A 19,794-nucleotide genomic window follows, 5' to 3' on the forward strand; every position below is an offset into this window, starting at 1 on the left:
CAATGACTAAAAGATATTTAAGGATGGATAAGGCCTAGATTGATTGCCTGTACAACGGCTTGCGTGCGATTATGCGACCCTAATTTTTGCATGATATTTTTGAGATGATACTTTACGGTATTTTCACTCATATTAAGAATAGAACCAATTTCAGTGGTATTTTTCCCCTGAGCAATCCAAAGCAGACATTCGCGCTCTTTATCTGATAGTGAAAGTTCTTCTTTGAAACTGTCAGTCGTGTTGAGCTGTAGGTAGCGTGCATGGTATTGATTTATGGATATTTGCAATATTGTTCGATCGTGAAAATTTATTTCTTTTTTGTGCGATGCCATTGCAAATAAAAGCAACATGGAAGGAGATATGTGTAATGGCACTGCATACCCGCTTTTAAAACCTATTTTCTGGAATTCCTGCATCATTTTCATTTGGCTTGCGTTGCGGATCTTTATTTCCGTCCAGTCATACGGCATAAATTTATGCCGGGCAGTGGCAATAACAGGGTCAATGTTCTGGTAGCTATTGGCTATATAGTGGTGCATCCACTGTTCTGGGTATGTCGTATCAATCAGGTAGCATTCCGTGGTGCGTGTTTTATGAATCAATGCAACTGCATGAACCAGTGAATCAAAACGTGCCAAAAAATTGCGAAAATTTTCATTTAAATGATCTGTGTTCGTTGATTTTTGCATATGTTTTGCTGAGTTAAGTACATCCTCAAAATGGCAAAACATACAGATATCTTTCGCATTGATTATTTAATGTGGGGCTATTTGTGATATTCATGTCGGTGAATATTGATGCCTCAATTAGGGTCAAAATAATCGAGATCAATTCTTTTGATTGCGATTGAACGACTTGTGCGTATGCCAACATTATGTTCGATCATAAGATCGGCAAGCATTATGCCGTCAATCAGAATAACCCGTTGGCTTAAATGGTAGATATATTCCCTGGCAGGATTACTGAATGATGAAGTCGTGACAAACACGCCTTTACTGGACCCATGTCCAACCAGACTGCCCACAAAGGACTGAACATCGGGCCGTCCCACATTAACATTTGTGGCGTAACGCTTTGCCTGCACATAAATTCTGTCCAACCCCAGACGATCTTCATTGATAACACCATCAACACCGCCGTCTCCCGTGCCACCAAGGTGCTTTGCGGCATCTTCATGGCTGCCACCGTACCCCATGGCGACCAGCAGATCGACAATCAGTTGTTCAAAGAAGGTGGGACTTTGCTGTAAAATCTGATCCAGCAGATCCGAACGTAAGTCGGACATTAACTCCGTATGGGCAGATTCGATCCGTTCTTCAGGTGTTTGTGTATCCATAGTGGAGGAGGTCATGGTTGCAGATTCTGCTGCCTGCTCTGTAGGGGTGTTTGGTGTGCTGCCAATGAAGTGGAGAAAAGATGGATATTGCTCAAGCATGGTGCGTGTGATGGCATGAGGGGCCGAGGCTAGAAGTTCTCTTCCGGCTGGTGTGATTGTGAATTGTCCACGCGCAGGTGATGTGAGCAACCCTGCCTTTAGCAGATATGTTTTGGCCCAGTGCGTGCGGTTGTGGAGCAACCGTTGTGTACCGCTAGGAAGCATGGCCGCGCGATCTTGCGCTGATAGAGCCAGTTCATCAGCAATTATTTCAGCAACTTCAGGCACACGTCGTACATCTGTTGCTGCTAAACGCAGTACCGGGAGCATGAGCGACTGGTAATTGGGAACGGCCATGGCGCTAGGGTATGCCTCATACAGGTTGGTTTATGCTGAATGGTATTTGCGCGCATTGTAATAGAGAATTCTTGAGTCTGGAAGTTCAGCCGGATAGGCACGGCTAATGCTCACTCTTGATGAGCTGGGTCTGCGGGGGAGGGCGTGTTACATCTGTTTTTATCTCGGTTGACCCTTGAGCGGGATGGGCCAGAAATTGTTCAGAATTACGTTCAGAGATTTTCCCCACGCATTGTTGGTCTGACGGGAAGCGAAGCATAAATTCTGCCGGTTATGAAAGCGTTTCATGTTTCTGCCCGTCATCGTGCCAGTGATGGCGCGGGATAATTCATTGTTCTATCTGATGGACGGTCAAAACCGCCTTGTGGGCTGGTGCCAGTCGATTCCAGCGCCCATCAGATTGCAGCCGATCTTCAACGGCTGTTGTCCTCTCTCTGATTTCAGGCTGGTTGGGTCATGGGGAAGCTGTCTTCCAGAATGAATATTTAAGCTCCCATGACTGGCGATCTCCAGATCTGCGTAAGGAATATTGGGTCATGTGGACCATTTCCTTGGGTAAAGCTGACGTCAGGGATGGTTACCATCATATCTGCAACACTCTGGCCAAAAATCACGCTTGTCTGCGCTACATGTTGTCTGGCCTACAGGGTGTGTCTGTGCGGGTGAGAGATTGGTTCCTGTTACAAGAATCTGTTCATTTTTGACGAGATTTTTGTTGGGAGAACCATTCTTTGTTGCAGCAAAAGGGGTATTGGAACAGCGAACTTTGTGTTCACCAGATGACGATATTGAAATGGTGTGGATTGATATAGGGGAGAGCCCTTTTAAGGGATGAACCACCAAAGAGTGTTCACAATTTGAGTGAAAGAAAATTTTCGGAATTGTCTTACTTAACAAAATAATGATATATGATATATCATTATTGATCGTTTTATTGATGGCATATGGTCAATTGCAATTTATGCCATTGCCATGTGGTCGTAGGGAGAAGCAGATTTTGGAACTCAATAGTTTTGCTCGTATTCCTCTTGGATTTATGCCTACCCCTATAGATGCATTGCCACGCCTGAGTGATGAACTTGGGGTACAGATTCTGGTCAAGCGAGATGATTATACGGGCTTTGGCGGCGGCGGAAACAAGGTCCGCAAGCTGGAGTATCTGATGGCTGAAGCGCTGGCTGCCAAGGCTGAGGTGCTTATTACCACAGGTGGGCATCAATCCAATCACGCCCGTATGGTGGCGGCCTGTGCCGCTAAATTTGGTATGAAAGCCATGCTGGTGCTGCGTGGGAACAAACCAGAGCATTATCAGGGTAATCTGCTCCTTGACCGTATTTTTGGAGCTTCGCTCGAGTTCCTTGACCCAGACGACTATTTCCATCTTATCGATGCACGTTTTGAAGCACTGGCCCAGTCCGTAACAGAGACAGGGGGTGTGCCCTATGTTATTCCTTTGGGTGGAGCAAACGCGACTGGAGCGTTAGGTTACGTCCGGGCGGTAAGAGAAATGGCAGAACAGTGCAAAAGCATGAACATTGCACCGCCTGATACTCTGGTTCTTCCTGTTGGTTCTGGTGGCACTATGGCGGGATTGTTGATTGGTTGCCGGATGTTCTGGCCCCAAACACGGGTGATTGGTGTGAGTGTCTCGCGCGATGCTGTCTGGTTTCAAGAACGTATTGCGCGGATTGCTAACGAATGTGCGGCGTTATTGGAAGTTGATCATACAGTTCAACCAGATGATGTGATTGTCGCAGATAACTATGTAGGTACATCTTATGGCGTGCCTAGTGCGGATGGTAATGCTGCCATAGAACGGGTGGGGAGGAGCGAGGGAATCCTGCTGGATCCAGTTTATACCGGTAAAGCCATGGCTGGCCTGTTCGGATTGGTGGCGGATGGTACGATTGCACCACATAGTCGGGTCATTTTTATTCATTGCGGTGGGTCGCCAGCACTCTTCCCATTTGCAGATAATTTTGTGAGCTAAGGGTATGTGCGGCGCGTGGCAGGATATTATTGAAGTTTCTGCCCTTCGCTCTCGTATGGAGCAAGGTGCGGTACAGGTTGTCGATGCAACATGGGCGCCTCCTTCCGCCATGCGCGATCTGGATGCTGAGTTTCAGGCAGGGCATATTCCCGGAGCTATTCGGTGTGACGTGGATATGCTGTGCCTTCCAGTTGCTACACCACCATCCCGAATGTTGCCAAATGCTCAGGATTTTGCCCGTTTGGTTGCGCAGGCGGGGTTAGATATGGCACGGCCTATCGTCGTTTATGATCGTTCCGGATTATACAGCGCAGCCCGGATCTGGTGGATGTTCAAAATACATGGTCATACTCAGATAGCGGTTTTAAATGGTGGTTACCCCGCATGGACCGCTTCTGGAGCCCCTGTAGAGCAAGGTCAGGTCTTTTTATCACATTCATCTGTTACTTATACTTTGGAACAACAGAAGAACGTAACAAAAACCTGGCAGGATGTTCTGCATAATGTGCAAAGCGGTAAAGCATTGCTTGTTGATGTGCGGCCGCCAGCTTTTTTCTCTGGTCACGCAAGTGGTGTTTATCAAGGTGTCAGGGCAGGGCATATTCCTGGAGCTATTAACGTACCGTATGCCAGTCTTCTGGATTCTAACGGACGATTGAAAAACATTCCTGATCTTGAAGATATCTTTGAAAAATCGGGAATATCTTCTCACAAGCCGATCATTGTGAGTTGTGGTTCCGGGGTTACAGCCTGCATTCTCGCATTGGCATTGAGTGTTGCGGGGTATCCTCTTCCCGCCATATATGATGGATCATGGGAAGAATGGGGAAGTCGGGAGGATTTGCCTGTTGAACGCTCTGCACAGGTTCATGATTAAGGCGATAATCTAAAGATGGTGAATAACAGTAAGATGTTACATTCTTGCTGTTATTCATAAAAATAAAATATTGGTTTTTGTTTAACTCCAGAGAGTAGTGGAACTGCACTTAGAGTTCCGTTAAGTTTGGTGTAAAGGTCTCTTGTGTTGTTCGGATTATGCGGGAGGCTAGGGCAATATCGAAAATATTAAGTCCAAAGCTAGAAAAATAAACACTTTCTCCCATATTTGGCCGCCAGTTATCGAGAATGATTGCACGGAGGTCCGCGGTAATATCCGTGCGTGCTATGTGACCTTCCCGATAGAGGCGAAACAGGCTTTTGACACTGGTTTGAGAAAAATCACCCCATAAATCCAGACATATATGGTCAAACGCTGTTACGGCATCAGAGTGAGCTTCATCATATCCTGCCTGGATCAGGAGCATGTTGGGGTGAATGTGGTGGCGGAGAATAAAAGGGTGTTCTGCGGACGTGCAGGCCAGCACAATATCGGCCTCGTGCATGGCTTCTTGTAAGTCAGGAACAACGCGAACCAATTCCCTTGGGTAGTGCGCAGCCAGTGTGTGAGCAGCTTGTTGCGTACGGTTCCACAGCATAATGGCAGACCCCGCATTGCCAAACAGTTCTACGGCCATTGCAAGATGTCTGGCAGCTATAGTTCCCGCACCCAGAATAGCAATACGTGGAGCATGGTCAAAAGGGATGCTTTGCATAACAATAGCGGATACCGCTGCGGTTCTTACGGCTGTCAGAATTTCACTGGCAACAACCCCGAGCCTGTTGCCGGTGCGCAGGCAGTTGACCAAGGTGGTAGAAACAGCGGCAGCTTCATCAGTAGGGCGGATTTGTCGATGTGCCGTCCATTTGACACCCGCAGTTTGGTAATTCCCACCCAACCATGCCGGTAGAGCATAAATTTTAGCGGAGGGGCCAGCAGTTTCAGCTAAAGGAACAGAAATTTCAGCAGGCATTCCAGCCTGCCCATCTTGCAAAAGAGCAATAGTCCTGGTCACATCCTGCATGGCCAAATGAATATTATCTCCTCCAGCTCTAAGAATGTCCTCACGATCCATTAAAAAGATCGGGGAGTGTGGTCTATCATGGAGCATGTTTTTCTATCCTGCATTTTTGGGCTGTTGCTGGTAACCAGTGCAGCATAAAGGCCAGAAAACGCTGCAACCCGCTCAGGGTCACAAACTCGTTGGCAGCATGGGCATTGCCACCATAACCAAGTCCACCAATAAGTAATCCGGGCCCGTTGGTGCTAAAAAATGCTCCCGGCATGGTGCCAGGTGCCCATGGCCAGATTTGTGCTGTATGGCCAGAATTTGTGTAGCACTCTTCTAATGCACGGGCAGGTGCTGCCTGACCTGAAATACGAAAGCCGGGACAAATTGAGGTGACATTTATATTGGGAGAAAAAATAGAATCATGATTTAGTTTATTATGGAAAATAGATAAAATTTCGTCTGTTTTTATATCTGGTGGAAAACGTAGGTCAAATTTTGCACTCGCATGAGAGGGAATGACAGCAGGTTCATTGCTATGTCCTGCCGTCAAGGAGGACAGATTACATGCGCTGCCTCCGAGCATAATGGCTAAATGATCAGCCGTTGTGCCGCTAACTCCATAACGCTGTGTTGCCCGGAATCTGAGTTCTGCTTCCAGGTCAAATGTGCTGGCTAAAGTCTGGACGAGTGCGTTGGCTTCGTGGTCAAGGGGGCTTAAAGGTAAAATGGTTCCCATGTCATCTTGTGACAACTTATCCAGAGCGTGGAGCAGCCGCCATGCGGGGTTGGCAATCCATGGACTATTAGAGGAGTGAATGGGATGCTCAGGCCCACCCCACGCCCCTCCAGTGATTGTTATTTGTCCCCGGATCATGCCTTTGCAGCCAAGGTACATACGTGGTGGTCCTCCACCATACTCACAAAAAGATGGGAATAATCCCGCATCAGAAGAAAAATGCAGAGGATTACCTGCCATGTAACGCTGTAAACTTTCGCTACCGGTTTCTTCTTCACCATCAAGGATGATTTCTATGTTGGCGTCCAGTTGGTTAGAATTCAGGAGCGTGCTGAGCGCTTCCAGCATACCAACAAGTGGCCCCTTATTGTTTTCGGCGCCGCGTCCAACAAAACACTTCCCTTTATCTGGGAGAGAAATAATATGTCCCTCGAACGGAGGAACCAGCCAGTTGTCAGGTGTGGCAGGCATAACATCATACATATTGTAAAGTAATAATGTAATATCTGATCCACGATCGATAATGGCATGGATTACCCCGCTAGCGTTGCCTGTTCCATCAGCAATGATTTCTGCACCCAGAGTTTTTGTTAAAAACTCTGTTATGGTCATGGCCATCTCATGCATGGCGTGCGTATTTCCCGCATAGGATGGAATGCGGGTCCACTGTTCCAAAGTAGCTAAGGTGTGGGTTAGTAATGGAACAGGCACGGTGTAGATCCTTTAAACTTGCAAAAAATATGCAAGAGCATGATTCGTATGAATTTTAGTATATGATATATCATAATAAGTAGGTGAGGATAAATCGGTCGTGCAGATCAATTTTGATGAAGATGTAAAAAGAGGAAAGCTGGTTGTTTATCAGCGTGTCGGCTATGACGCAGAACAGACATGACGATGTGGCGGATTTATTGCTAAAGAGTTTTTGCAACATATGGATGCCTTGTGGCGGAGCTGGAACGGGTGGTTGTGTCTGGCAGTGTGGATGGTAGAGCATAAAATTTAGAATGAGTGTAACAAGAGATATAAAACGTGTTCGTAACGCTGGGGGTTTGGTACAAAGCGTGATTAAAATTGAACGTCCGCAACGGGTTGCTCTTGCTGATTATGCTGAAAAAAGTATCCGTCGAGAGATTCTGGAGGGGCGGCTGCATCCGGCTGATCGTCTGGTCACGCGGGAACTGGCAGAGTTGCTGGGGACCAGTGTTACCCCGGTGCGTGAAGCTCTTTTGCGGCTGGTGGCGATAGGCGTGCTGGAAGCATCTCCCGCGCAGTCTTTTGCGGTGCCTCTGCTCGAACCCAAACAATACCTGGAACTGGCTGAAATACGTCGGGCGATTGAACCATTGGCTGCAATGCATGCGATGGAAAATCTGACAAAGCAGGATGTTCAAGAACTGGAAAAAATCTTGCTAGATTTTCGGCGCGCTAAACGTAAAGGGGATATTTCGGCTGCGTTGTCTTTCAATCATGCTTTTCGTTTTCGTCTTTATGCAGCTGCAGATAAACCCGTTCTTTTGGAAATTATAGAACAGCTATGGCTGAAAATTGGGCCTATGTTCAATTATTTGTTTCCGCAAGCGGATGTAGAGACGGATATGCCGCATAATTATGATCTGCTTTTATCCGCAGTTAAGTATCGGAATAAAGAAGAGGTTTGTAATATTATAAAAAAATCCATTGATAAGGGAACGGAAATAATTCTCCATAATTTGGAGTCTTATCTTAATCGTTGAAAATTATATTTAGGAATAAATTCATTTTATATATTTATTCCTAAATTTTATGTGTATTATTCAGTTATTATTTAATGATGGTTTTTTGTAGGGAATTGTTAGGAATGCTGCTGCACAGAACATGAGGAGTGCTGTACCGAGTTCAGAGAGTGCAAAGCCACCTGTCTGAGTTGCCAGTTTTCCTACTATAATCGGGCAGACTATTCCCGCAATCATACCGCAAGTGTTGATAGCCGCAAAATCGGTTGAGGATGGTGGATTGATCATAACTGATTTTGGTAAGGTCCAGAATACGACATACGCTCCATAAAGACTGGCAAGACCAATTGTAGAGCATGCTAAAACGCTGATCAGACTTTTGCTGTCATAAGCCAAAAAAATGAGAGCACTTGCAGCAATAAGGCAGAATACAGCGCATAGGTTTTTACGGATTGACAAGGCTGTGTCTGCTAGACGACCAGCTATTAACATAATGCATGTTGCAAATAGATAGGGAATGCTTGATAGGAAGCCAATGTGCATATTCGATTGGATATGGGTCGATTGTATAAAGTGTGGCAGCCAGAAACTGAAAATATCATTGCCACAAACAATAAAAATAAAAGGCACTGCCAGCATAAATAAGCTACGGATATGGATCATGCTAAAGGCGCTTGCGGAGTGTACAGTCTGTTCATTTGATAAGGAAAAACTGTTTTTTAAGAAGATTTTTTCCTCTGTATTTAACCAAGTAGCTTCTTGCGGTCCTGCAGGTAAAAAAAACAGAATCCAAATACCAAGGCAAACAGCGGGGAGGGATTCAATCACAAACATCCAGCGCCAGCCACTGATACCCCATACATCATGCATGGTTGTTATAATAAAGCCGGACAAAATACCAACGAGTACCCCCGAAAGAGGACCTGCTATCTGTTGTATGGAAATGGCACGTCCCATTTTTTCTGGAGGATACCATAAAGACAGTACATATAATGCAAGTGGTGAAAATCCAGCCTCAAAGACGCCAAGCAAAAAGCGAAGGCCATAAAATTGGATTTTATCAGTGCAAAAAAACATAGCCATACCAACCAGCCCCCATAAAATCATAATACGGGAGAATGTTCGGGGAGCGCCAATTTTTTTAAATAACCACGCAGATGGGAGCTCAAATAAAACATATCCTAAATAAAATATACCAACGGCTACACCATAATCTGCTTCAGTCAGATGCAGGTCGGCATTCATGCTAAGGTGGGCAAAGGAAATGTTTGCACGATCAACACAGTTGATAACATATGCGAACGACAGAACTGCAAGCACACGATGATCAATACGCCTGAAAACGCGTTTGGACAGCGTATTATTCTGCCGCATGAGAAGTTATACTCCAATTGAAAAAATAAAAGAGAGCGCCTTGAGCAAGACGCTCCCAGTTGTTTTTATAATCCGAACGAAAATCCACCTTCCAGCATAAGCCGAGGTTGGGGCGCAGTGTAAATAGTACTGCCAGAAATCCAAGCATCTTCAGCAAAACGGTTGGTAGGAAAGACAATCGCTGACATCCATACTCTCATGTTTGACAGTTTTTTGTCATTATACATGACGCGTGCGGAAAGCCTCTGATATTGTGGGGCTGTGTAATTTCTGGCTTTATCCAGTGGCTGAGGCCCCACAAAATTATGGTCGAATGACATAATCAAAGCACGTCGATTGATTTTGTCCACAGGAACGGTGGCATTCAGGCCATAAGAAGCGAGCCAGTCTGCTACGTTCGGAATATAGTTGTTGGTGCTGCTGTCTAAGCGGGCATGTACCCAGTTGTAATTACCATGCAAATCTAGCTTGGCTCCATGATATTTAAAAAGAGTAATAGCAGCATCCGTATCAAAACCCCAACGGTAGGATTTGCCCATATTTTGTGTTTGAAGTGTAGCTTGGTTTACGCCGATTTCGTTCGAATCTATGGTTTTATAAGCACTACCTTGCACATGGGCACCCAACGGCAGGTAATCATAGCGGATACCAGCTTCACCACTGGTGAGTACAGTAGGAGCTAATGATGGATTAACAGTAATATCGCTGTTGGCATCAGGTGATGTTACACTTTGCCCGTAATTGACAAAAATTGTTACGGGCTTGTAGGGGTTAATGGCAATAGCGGCTTTGACTGTTGGTGTTCCAACACTGGTGCTTAATCTCTGGCGACGTAAACCGCTTGTGGCACTGTTATATTTGGTGTCATTAATGGAATAGAAAAAATGATCGTAGCGTGCGCCGCCGGTCATTTTAATCCATGGTAAAGGGCTGATGGATGTGGAGAGGTAGGTTGACAAGTTGTCTTCCATAAACCTGTTCATGTTCAGAAAGCTTGAGAAAAACTGACTGTTTTCTGCCGTGTAGGGTACCCCATCATAGCCGGGAATACGGAAATCTCTCGCCCAGTCGATATGATTGGTCAATCCTGTTTTAATGTCAAACAGGCCACCGTTTGGCAGGTGGAATTTCCAGTAAGGTTCAATGGCCGCTCCAACGGTGTAACGGTCATCCAGATATTCACGCTGTGGTGTAACGGTGCCGGGTAAGCCAAGTGTAATTTGGCGGATTAACCACGTTTTGTTGAAAAATAATGTTGCGTCCAAAGTAAAGTTGTTATGAACATGTTCAAACTGAGCATTGAGGGTATATTGATTGTTGGCTCCTCGATCTTTGTTGTAACGAGGTGAACGCTCTGAAATCAAACCTTGTTGGATGTAGCTTAGAGGAATGGACCCCGGTTGCCCGTAATCCGTCCAGTAGCCCTGTGCACTCATTTTAAAAGTATCTTCAGGGCTGATATTAACGACTACCTTGTTAAAGCTGTTTATGCGGCGGGTTATACCATTCTGGCGGTATCCTGCTTCGTACATCCCTTCCAATGCAGAATAGAACGTAACATTACCCATGTGTTTGCTATACGTCCCGAGTACGCGGGCTTTGCCGTAAGAACCACCAGATGCGGAAATGCCAGTGGCTACATCATCCCTGGTTGTAAACAATGCGCTGCCAGCACTGGCAAAGTTGCCACCATAACGGACATCAAATGGCCCGGAAATAACTGTGACTCCACCAATCAATTCGGGAATAAGAGGGTTAAGGTCGTTGTAACCGTTCAGCACACCCGAATATACGTTGCGGATGGAACCATCAATGTATGTTGCAACATAGTTGCCGTCAGATTCAGTGGACCAACCTCGGGCACCAATCCCCTGAGCAATGCCGCCGTCTTGAAAGTCAGCGACCTGAAAGCCAGGAATGGAACGCAATAAATCGGCGCTGACGTGTACGGGTGTATTACGGATCTGTTCGTTATCAAGATGACTAACTACGGCAATATCGCTCAAAGGCGAGTTGGAGATGAGCATAGGTTTTACCGCAGAGCGAGGACCATTGGCTGTTCTACCGCCAGAAACGAGTACTTCCTCCACTTCGTGCGATGTCAGCTTGTCCCCTGTATGGGCTTTATTAATCTGTTTTTTTGCCATGTTGGCTTTGCCAACTGCAGGTTTGGCCGATGGGTCATGCTGAGTGGTGCTGTTGTTCGTAGTCTGATGCGTGGTTCGGGAAAATGCATCGGGCGACAAACTGAAGGCCGAAACAACAACGCTTAGTTGGAGCAACGACTTCCGTGTAAGCCGGGACGGTAAAGGACGAGACATGAATGGATACTTGTCATGCAGCATATCGGGCATCTCCTGCGGTGTGGCGTCAGTTACTCAAGAACATTAAGTACGAAAAAACTAAGTTGATTATGTTGGATACGATTCCTGTCGTATGATATATGATGTATCATCGTAAAATGCAAAAAAATATGAATGATTGAAATTTCCTTCACAAACAGAAAATTCCAGTTTGTTTTGTGGAAGGAAAATTATGGATATTTTGGAAAATAACAAAAATGTAAAATAAAAAGGAGGAATAATTTAGAGCATGAATTACACTATTTATCATAGTATTTCTCTAATTGTTGATTAAGGGAGGATTCCTCAAGTTCAACAGATAATACGCCACAAAGAGATGTGGGGCTATCTGATATATCATATATCTTTATCTTGAATTGAGTCAATATCGAAATGAAATTCCTAAAAATGCTGATGCATGACGAATGCGAAAGATAAGTAAATATTAAATGAGATATTTATTTAAATTACATAATAAATAATTTTGGGGGAATTAGTCATTTTAATTAAATTTATTGCATATAAGTAATATTATTTATACATAATTGAGATGCATTTAAAGTATCTATGTCGGGAGTAGAGATTGGGCTTATGCTGCTTATATACCACATTGCTGCGAACTTTGTTTTTATTTTTTGGTAAAGATTCTCATCCAAGAGTGTTTTTAGTAGATGGAGTAATCCTGCATCTATATCACTAAATAAAATAGTTATAATTGAGGCGGCCATCAAAAGCTGGTTGACATATGCTGCACAAAACAGTCAAAATATATAGTGAAAAAAGGAAACAACATAATGAATTCGTTAAATATAAACTACGTTCAACATGCCGAACTTCCCGTCGCGGTGGTTACGGGAGGAACAAGTGGGATTGGTCTTGCTATCGTTCATGAATTGGCAGCAGATCATCTTGTTTATGCGATAGGGAGAAATGATAAAAAAATTAAGGACTTGGAAAATAAAACCAATATTATTCCAATAAAACTCGATCTTCTTGATAAAAAAGGAAGAGAAAATTTTTTTAGAAATATAAATAAAATAAATGTTTTGGTGCACTCTGCTGCAAATTTAGAGAAAATATCTATTGAAAATAGTGATTATGATTTGTGGCAGAAGGTTTTTAATATAAATGTGTTTGTACCAGCTGAAGTGACTAGGTTGTCTTTGCATAAACTTAGAGAGCATTTAGGGCGGGTGATCTTTATTAATTCAGGTGCCGGCCAGCGCGGTATTGCTGGGCATACAGTTTATGTTGCTTCCAAATTTGCCTTACGCGGCATTGCAGACTCTTTGCGATTGGAAGAAGCTGCGGCAGGAATAAGAGTGGCAACTATTTATCCTGGACCAACAAAAAATATAAATAAAAAAGAATACAAGGATAAAAAATTAAAATGGCGCGAGAGTGAAGCTAGGGACCATGCAAAAGCTGTAAGAATTATTGTTGATATTGGTGATAATACTCAGATATCGGAAATATCAGTCCGACCGAGAATTGATTATGATGTAGAGTAATTAATGTTATGTGAACATACATTATAGAATTATATACTCTTTATGCAAATTAAACGACGTAAAATAGTTAAATATAAAATTAGCATTGCGAATCGTATAAAAAATAATATACTAAAATTAAAGATTAAAATCATGGGGCTTGGTATGTTAAAATCAGGGTGGATCGAGAGGCGGGCAGTCCTTTTTTCGGGGGAAAAAAGGCGCGCTACCTCATATATCAATACGTTATCATTAGTGGTTTATGGTGTTGCGGGTTTAACCGTTGCGCGCGAAGAAGGCTATGCAAGAAGCAATGCAGCTCAGGTAGGAGCGTGGAGCAATAATGCGGCATCAGTGCATGGTAAGAAGAAATTAAAGAAAATAGAGGTCAAAAATACTGCGTACCAATCTGCGCATAGTGAAGATATAGATGTAAAAAGTCGTCGAGCTGCTTTTAATTTCACGCGAGAACAGCATGAGGCGAATTCTGACACTCATATCAGTGCAGAAAGATTAAAGCAGCAGGGGGTGGTCAGTATTTTCAATCTGCAAAATCTTGCCCCTAACCTGAGTATTCAGCAAAGTAATGGTACTTCTACTGTTGACTTTAATATTCGTGGCATAGGTATGCGCGATATTACAAACAATAATACCCAATCTGTTATGACTTACATAGATGGGGTGGCTTATCCATTTTCATCTATGATAACAGGACAACTATTTGACGTTTCCGCAGTAAGTATCAAACCTGGTCCAGTTGGTTTTGAACATGGTCAGGCAGATACCGGGGGGGAAGTTAATATTGTTACCAATGACCCGACAGATAAATTACATGGTGGATTATCGGAAGATATAGCAAGTTACGCTCGTAGCCGCACAGACGCTTATATTTCTGGACCTATTACTGAAAATCTTGGCTTTCGGATTGCTGCGCAAACCTTGCAGGGCGGCGGATGGCAATACAGTCCATCACACAATACAAACTTGGGTGACGCTGATACGGGAGCTGTTAGAGGTAAACTCAAATGGAATCCGGATTCAAAGACGGAAATCAAGTTGACTGCCCAGTGGGTGCAAGACCGATCGGAAAATATTAATGGTGTAACAACAGTTAACTCTTTGCCATCGCGTCCTGGTAATCTTGTTAGCCTTAACGGGAGTAGCCCCGCAGGGAGTTATGTGCTGCCGTATAGGCAAACAGAATGGAGTATGGATCCAGCATTTGCAAACCTTATAGGCCGCAATGCTAACCTAAAACCGAGTGAACGAAACGTTTTGTGGGGTTTTAACCTGCGTTTTGTAAGAGATTTGAATTTTGCAAAACTTGAAACCATCAGTGCGTACGAAACAGAGCATCGTGGTGAGTTTATAGATGAAGATGCGACCATCTGGCGTACAGGTGATGAATATCGAACTATAAGTACAAATTCGTTTAGTCAGGAAATTAAATTATATGGTAATAGTTTGCATGACCGCCTGAAGTGGATTGTGGGCGCTTATTATAATAGGGTTCAATCAAAACAGAATGAATTTCTGGATTTTACTGATTATACACCAGCACGCGGGTATCTATCACAAACAAAATTTAACGATGATCAACAGACATTTTCGCAATATGCACATCTATCTTATCAGTTGCCGCGTCATGTAACACTATTTGGTGGTATTAGCCACGAGGCTGATGATCGGCAATTGTATAACCTTCATACCATTCATTATGCATCAAGTAATTTATGCTCCGCTACCAAGCTGTGCCAAGCACAAACGCAGGATCTAGGTTTTGCAGCATCTGGTGCGGCATCTAACCAGTTTTCTGGAGAAATTGGTGTTCAATGGCAGCCGGTCCAAAATTTTATGTATTATTTTAAAGTTAGTAAAGGGTTTAAACCTGGTGCTCTTACTGCCAACAATACTGTTGTTCAGGAACAGCTTGTGCCGACTAAGCCAGAAACAGTACTGGCATATGAAACAGGATTTAAGTCTGACATTATAAAAAATAAAGTAAGGTTGAATGCCGCTGCTTTTTACTATGATTACCGGGGGCAGGAACTTGCATCTCCAATTGTTCTTCCTCAGTACGGGACAATTGGAAAATATATTAACATTCCACATTCAGAGATATGGGGAATTGAGGCAACTCTAGAGCTACATCCGTTTAAAAACCTGTTTATTAGTCAAAATATTGGTTATCAGAGAGGTAATTATATCCGGTTTGAAGCAACAGATCTTCCCGCAGTAAATGCACATTATAAAAATACCGGACAATGGGCTCAGATTAATACAAATTACGCTAATGAAGATATGGGAAACCCAAAGTTAACACTGAATGGTTTTGCTAACTATCGTGTTAATGCATTTCGTTATTATCAATGGGAAACAGGTTTGGATTGGCAATATAGAAGCACGCAGGCAACAAGCGTGGGCGGTTTGAACACATATGGTTATCATTTGCCTCCGTATTTTACGCTTGGTGCGCATATGTCCTTCAGGCCTAATAGTGGGAAATGGAATGTAACGGTTTATGGAAGTAACCTTGCTAATAGAAAGTATTATACAGCAGGTGGATCAGTAACTGTTTCACAATATTGGTTGCCAGCCCCACCCAGATTTATAGGTGCTCGTGTTGGTTTTGATTTGTAAGGAATGTGAGTAAAAAATGAATATTATACAAAATATCAGAAAATTTCATGAAGATTTGACAGCATTTCGCCAGGATCTTCACGCTCATCCTGAGTTGGGTTTGGAGGAATACCGTACAGCAGGACTGGTTGCGCAAAAATTGCGGTCTTTCGGTATAGAAGTGCATGAAGGAGTAGGGAAAACTGGAGTTGTTGGTGTTCTGCGTGCGGGTTCAGGGCATAGAAAAATTGGCTTAAGAGCTGACATGGATGCCCTACCTATGCAGGAGGAAAACGACCTTCCGTATAAGAGTACTATTGCTCATAAAATGCATGCCTGTGGCCATGATGGGCATACCACCATGCTACTTGGAGCTGCGCAGTATCTTGCACAAACAAGGAAGTTTAATGGAACTGTGCATTTTATTTTCCAACCTGGCGAGGAAGGAGCCGGGGGTGCGCAGGCAATGTTGCAAGATGATCTTTTTACCCGTTTCCCCTGTGATGCCATTTTTGGGATGCACAACTCACCTGAACTGGAGATAGGTGAGTTTCGGATCAATCATGGACCTATTATGGCCGGTGGTGCTTTTTTTGATATAGCGATAACCGGATTAGGAGCGCATGCTTCTCGTCCTGAAACTGGTATTGATCCTATTGTTGTTGGCGCTCAAGTTGTTTTGGCATTGCAAACTATCCTTTCAAGAAATATTACGGCTTTCGAAAGTGCTTCTCTTAGCGTAACACGAGTGGAGTCATCTAGTTCTGCGTATAATGTTATTCCACATCATGTTGTTTTGGGTGGTACAGTAAGATGCTTTAGTAATGATATAATGGAATTCATAAAAAAGCGTGTGACAGAAATTTCCCAGGGTATTGCAAGCTCCCACGGTGCTGAAGCTAAGGTGGATTTTAAAGTTATTTTTGTTCCAACAGTTAACAATAAAGAAAAATCTGATTTTTTTTCTGAAACAGCAAAGATTTTGTTGGGAGAAAAAAATGTTAAAACAAACGCAAAAAAACTTATGGGATCAGAAGATTTTGGTTTTATGCTTGAGCATATAGAGGGAGCTTATGGCATGATTGGAAATGGCAAAGGATTTTCACCACATCATCCTAATTATAATTTTAATGATGAAGCAATTCCATATGGTGCGGCTCTTTATGCAAAATTAGTAGAAAATTTCCTGACATAAAAGAATTTTTTAAGTTTTTGAGGTTTGTAATGTTTGACAGAGTGAAAAATATTGTTCCCTATCATCAACATCAAGCATTGGGAGCTAGTATTGGGAATTTTCTAGAGTTTTATAATTTTATTATATACGCTTTTTTTGCTCCCATGATTGGAGAAGTTTTTTTTTCTGCGCATAACCCGATGGTATCGCTTATTTGCGCGTTGCTAACATTTTCTGCTGGGTATATTGCCCGCCCTCTTGGTTCTGTTTACTTTGGATTTTATGTTGAGAAACATGGATCAGCTGCCACACTTAGTTTAACATTTATTCTTATGGGAATTTCCTCCCTATTCCTGGTATTAACACCAGGTGTTAATACTATAGGGTATGCAGCACCTATTTTAGTCGTTGTTGCACGGGTTGTGCAAGGTTTTTCGGAAGGTGGAGATGTTGGTCCATCGACAGATCTACTGTTTTCTCAGATAGGGAAACGTTACCGTTCTGCTTATATTATTATGCAGCCTGCGACACAATATATAGCCTCTTTTTGTGGTGTTTTTGTTGGGTTAATTTTATCACTCATACTTTCAAAAGAGAGTTTGTATTCTTGGGGATGGAGGATACCATTTGCAATGGGGATTCTTATTGTACCTGTCGGGTTTTGGATTCGCTCATCTATTCCTCAAGACATTCCTCTCAAAAAAGTAAAAAAATCGCAAAAAAGGAAAGTAGGGAGTTTTTTTGCGATTAACATGTTTATATATGTCGCAAGTGGTTCTGTTCTTACTTATATTAGAACGTTTGGCGTTAGTTATGCGGTTAATGTTCTAGGATTGCCGACAACTGTAGCAATGGCTGCCATGAGTATTGGTCTGTTATTGGGTATTCTGGGAATGCTGATTAGCATGAATCTTCATGCTAAAATTCCTGCAAAGAAAATTCTTCTGTCCTTGAATCTAATTCAGGTCCTCTCTCTCTATCCTGCATATTATTATGCAACACATTTATCAGGTATAATAAGTCAGATTGTTCTAAATACTGTTCTATTCCTTCCTGCTGGCTTGATGGCAACGACAGTTTGGAGTTTAATATTGGAGTCATTGCCAACAGAAAATAGATCTCTGGTTTATGGTATTACATACACGTTAGCTGTTTGCTTGTTTGGTGGTGTAACACAGCCTATTGTAGCATGGTTAATTGCTCATACGGGTAGTGTGATGATACCAGCATATGTTGGTACAGGAGCATCCATTATTGGAAGTTTATCCTTGCTGCATTTGAATTTTAAATATTCAAATGCAAAGAATAGTGTTTTTCCATGATAATATATTATGTCTAGGCAACTGGGCAGACACTCGTGGTTAACAATAGAAAATGATGCATTTTATGGAGTTAACTATGATAAAAAGGTGATTTTAAAAAGAGAGACACGAAATAATGTTTAAAAACATTCCGGTGTAGGCGTGCATGACCTAATATAGTTTGAAATACTTTTTATGGTTCATTATTCCCATTGTAATATTTTCTATCATGCAGTTCATTCTAGGTTTGTATTGAGAAAAACAATGAAAAAACGAATAAGGAATAAGGTCTTTTCTGAATTTATTCTTTTTAAATAAGATGCTGATACCTTAATACATCATAAGTGAGGTATTTTTGCTGTCTGAGCGCCAGATGAAGCGGATTGCGCCATTTTTCCCTCTGGCGCACGGAGTGCCACGCGTGGGTGACCGGCGTGTTCTGAGCGGGATCGTCTATGTAATCCGTAACGGTCTTCAGTGAAAAGACGCTTCGAAAGCGTATGGTCCGCACAAGACTTTATACAACCGCTTTATTCGGTAGAGTCGCCAGGATGTCTTTGACAGGGTATTTGTGATCCTGACAGAACAGGCAGGCTTGTGAAGCGTCTGACTGCGAGGCTGGTCAGTGACATCAGAGGTGCAGACGTGCTTCTGGTAGACCTTCCTGATGAGACAGAAGAAATCATTGGGGACAGAGGCTACGACGGCAACCAGATCAGGTTATCACTTGCAGAACGTAATATCACAGCCTGTATTCCGCCGAAGAAGAACGGGAAATCAAAGCCATCTTACGACTGGCACCTGTATAAAAAGCGCCACCTCATCGAAAACATGTTCGCAAAGCTGAAAAACTGGCGACGTGTTCCAACCAGATACGACGGCTTTGCTCATACATTCATGTCCGCAATCCACATCGTAGCAAGCGTCATCTTCTACCTCAAAGAATAAGTCCTGAGCCTAGCAATCGGATATAGTGGAGACTGAATTGCAGCAGAGGTTCTTCTTGCAAAATGTGATGGCTAGTTTAGCGTTCTTGGTGGTTTTTTGCCATAATTGACCTTTGAGTTGTCTGATGTTTTGCCGCCACGCCCACTTCTGCCACTTGCTTAGGTAGGCCAGGAAAGGGTGGCCAACGTAATCGCATTAATTCAAGTTCTATAATCTTATTCTGTGGGGGTGGGGTTGCATCCGACGTGGGAGACGGCTGGTTTGTGGAGTGAATGGTGTTTCAGGAGGTATGAAGGAACGTCAATTTCTGATTCTGTCCTCACGATCTCCCTGTTTTCGGCCACTGTAGAACGCCTGTAAGGGGAAATTGCCCCTGCTTGCGTGTACGATGCGGCCACTGTTACACTCACTGTGCCGTCAGGTCAGCTTTTGCGGGTGTGGTTTGCGGGTGGACGCTGCCGGTAGCGGTCTGTAAGAATTTGCA

Annotated in this window: 14 protein-coding genes and 1 pseudogene; 9 read left to right on the forward strand and 6 right to left on the reverse strand. The window is 43.3% G+C overall.

Features of this window, described 5'->3' with window-relative positions:
• Nucleotides 1-17: 17 nt before the first annotated feature.
• A complete protein-coding gene (locus Absy_RS10370; RefSeq protein ID WP_048854673.1) occupies nucleotides 18-731 on the reverse strand; it encodes a helix-turn-helix transcriptional regulator in 714 nt (237 codons plus the stop codon).
• 71 nt (nucleotides 732-802) lie between these two features.
• Nucleotides 803-1,732: a restriction endonuclease gene (locus tag Absy_RS10375; protein WP_048854674.1), complete on the reverse strand. Its 930-nt coding sequence runs from the start codon at nucleotides 1,730-1,732 to the stop codon at nucleotides 803-805.
• Between the two features lie 144 nt (nucleotides 1,733-1,876).
• Between Absy_RS10375 and Absy_RS13030 the strand changes: the two genes are divergently transcribed.
• The 3 genes from Absy_RS13030 to Absy_RS10390 all read left to right on the forward strand — a co-directional run bounded on the left by Absy_RS13030 (nucleotide 1,877) and on the right by Absy_RS10390 (nucleotide 4,599).
• Nucleotides 1,877-1,993 carry an SCO family protein gene (locus Absy_RS13030; protein WP_158319852.1) on the forward strand — a complete coding sequence of 39 codons (117 nt, stop codon included), beginning with the start codon at nucleotides 1,877-1,879 and terminating at the stop codon, nucleotides 1,991-1,993.
• 736 nt (nucleotides 1,994-2,729) lie between these two features.
• The gene (locus Absy_RS10385) at nucleotides 2,730-3,722 is read left to right on the forward strand and encodes a 1-aminocyclopropane-1-carboxylate deaminase/D-cysteine desulfhydrase (protein ID WP_218831170.1); all 993 of its coding nucleotides are present in this window, start codon (nucleotides 2,730-2,732) and stop codon (nucleotides 3,720-3,722) included.
• 4 nt (nucleotides 3,723-3,726) lie between these two features.
• Nucleotides 3,727-4,599: a sulfurtransferase gene (locus Absy_RS10390; RefSeq protein WP_048854675.1), complete on the forward strand. Its 873-nt coding sequence runs from the start codon at nucleotides 3,727-3,729 to the stop codon at nucleotides 4,597-4,599.
• A gap of 109 nt (nucleotides 4,600-4,708) precedes the next feature.
• Here the strand turns inward: Absy_RS10390 and Absy_RS10395 are convergent, their stop codons facing one another.
• Together Absy_RS10395 and Absy_RS10400 are read right to left on the reverse strand one after the other, a co-directional pair.
• Nucleotides 4,709-5,710, reverse strand: coding sequence for an NAD(P)-binding domain-containing protein (locus Absy_RS10395; RefSeq protein WP_048854676.1), 1,002 nt, complete (start codon nucleotides 5,708-5,710; stop codon nucleotides 4,709-4,711).
• The gene (locus Absy_RS10400; protein ID WP_084597111.1) at nucleotides 5,700-7,058 is read right to left on the reverse strand and encodes a M20 family metallopeptidase; all 1,359 of its coding nucleotides are present in this window, start codon (nucleotides 7,056-7,058) and stop codon (nucleotides 5,700-5,702) included. Before Absy_RS10400 ends, Absy_RS10395 begins: the two co-directional genes overlap by 11 nt.
• A 296-nt stretch (nucleotides 7,059-7,354) precedes the next feature.
• Here Absy_RS10400 and Absy_RS10405 point away from each other — a divergent pair, with 296 nt between their 5' ends.
• Entirely contained in the window at nucleotides 7,355-8,083 is a 729-nt protein-coding gene (locus tag Absy_RS10405; RefSeq protein ID WP_084597113.1) for an FCD domain-containing protein, read from the forward strand.
• Nucleotides 8,084-8,143: 60 nt separating this feature from the next.
• Here Absy_RS10405 and Absy_RS10410 read toward each other — a convergent pair whose 3' ends face one another.
• Both Absy_RS10410 and Absy_RS10415 read right to left on the reverse strand, forming a co-directional pair.
• A complete protein-coding gene (locus Absy_RS10410; RefSeq protein WP_048854679.1) occupies nucleotides 8,144-9,436 on the reverse strand; it encodes an MFS transporter in 1,293 nt (430 codons plus the stop codon).
• Nucleotides 9,437-9,501: 65 nt separating this feature from the next.
• Nucleotides 9,502-11,781, reverse strand: coding sequence for a TonB-dependent receptor (locus Absy_RS10415; RefSeq protein WP_158319853.1), 2,280 nt, complete (start codon nucleotides 11,779-11,781; stop codon nucleotides 9,502-9,504).
• A gap of 791 nt (nucleotides 11,782-12,572) precedes the next feature.
• Here Absy_RS10415 and Absy_RS10420 point away from each other — a divergent pair.
• The 5 genes and pseudogenes from Absy_RS10420 (at nucleotide 12,573) to Absy_RS10440 (ending at nucleotide 19,310) form a co-directional block, all read left to right on the forward strand.
• Nucleotides 12,573-13,289 carry an SDR family NAD(P)-dependent oxidoreductase gene (locus Absy_RS10420; RefSeq protein ID WP_048854681.1) on the forward strand — a complete coding sequence of 239 codons (717 nt, stop codon included), beginning with the start codon at nucleotides 12,573-12,575 and terminating at the stop codon, nucleotides 13,287-13,289.
• Nucleotides 13,290-13,421: 132 nt separating this feature from the next.
• Nucleotides 13,422-15,908, forward strand: coding sequence for a TonB-dependent receptor (locus Absy_RS10425; RefSeq protein WP_158319854.1), 2,487 nt, complete (start codon nucleotides 13,422-13,424; stop codon nucleotides 15,906-15,908).
• A 16-nt stretch (nucleotides 15,909-15,924) separates the two neighbouring features.
• Complete coding sequence (locus Absy_RS10430) at nucleotides 15,925-17,082, forward strand: M20 aminoacylase family protein (protein WP_048854683.1); 1,158 nt, start codon at nucleotides 15,925-15,927, stop codon at nucleotides 17,080-17,082.
• A 41-nt stretch (nucleotides 17,083-17,123) separates the two neighbouring features.
• Nucleotides 17,124-18,383: an MFS transporter gene (locus tag Absy_RS10435; RefSeq protein ID WP_158319855.1), complete on the forward strand. Its 1,260-nt coding sequence runs from the start codon at nucleotides 17,124-17,126 to the stop codon at nucleotides 18,381-18,383.
• Between the two features lie 319 nt (nucleotides 18,384-18,702).
• A pseudogene (locus tag Absy_RS10440) lies at nucleotides 18,703-19,310 on the forward strand (transposase).
• The last annotated feature ends 484 nt before the right edge of the window (nucleotides 19,311-19,794 follow it).

This window comes from Acetobacter syzygii (genome assembly GCF_000964225.1).
Classification (GTDB): domain Bacteria; phylum Pseudomonadota; class Alphaproteobacteria; order Acetobacterales; family Acetobacteraceae; genus Acetobacter; species Acetobacter syzygii.

What these genes read in the sequence shown, in the direction of transcription:
- Absy_RS10370 (WP_048854673.1), bottom strand. Translation starts at nt 731, where the DNA reads ATGTTTTGCCATTTTGAGGATGTACTTAACTCAGCAAAACATATGCAA.
- Absy_RS10375 (WP_048854674.1), bottom strand. Translation starts at nt 1,732, where the DNA reads ATGGCCGTTCCCAATTACCAGTCGCTCATGCTCCCGGTACTGCGTTTA.
- Absy_RS10390 (WP_048854675.1), top strand. Translation starts at nt 3,727, where the DNA reads ATGTGCGGCGCGTGGCAGGATATTATTGAAGTTTCTGCCCTTCGCTCT.
- Absy_RS10395 (WP_048854676.1), bottom strand. Translation starts at nt 5,710, where the DNA reads ATGCTCCATGATAGACCACACTCCCCGATCTTTTTAATGGATCGTGAG.
- Absy_RS10405 (WP_084597113.1), top strand. Translation starts at nt 7,355, where the DNA reads ATGAGTGTAACAAGAGATATAAAACGTGTTCGTAACGCTGGGGGTTTG.
- Absy_RS10410 (WP_048854679.1), bottom strand. Translation starts at nt 9,436, where the DNA reads ATGCGGCAGAATAATACGCTGTCCAAACGCGTTTTCAGGCGTATTGAT.
- Absy_RS10415 (WP_158319853.1), bottom strand. Translation starts at nt 11,781, where the DNA reads ATGCTGCATGACAAGTATCCATTCATGTCTCGTCCTTTACCGTCCCGG.
- Absy_RS10420 (WP_048854681.1), top strand. Translation starts at nt 12,573, where the DNA reads ATGAATTCGTTAAATATAAACTACGTTCAACATGCCGAACTTCCCGTC.
- Absy_RS10425 (WP_158319854.1), top strand. Translation starts at nt 13,422, where the DNA reads ATGGGGCTTGGTATGTTAAAATCAGGGTGGATCGAGAGGCGGGCAGTC.
- Absy_RS10430 (WP_048854683.1), top strand. Translation starts at nt 15,925, where the DNA reads ATGAATATTATACAAAATATCAGAAAATTTCATGAAGATTTGACAGCA.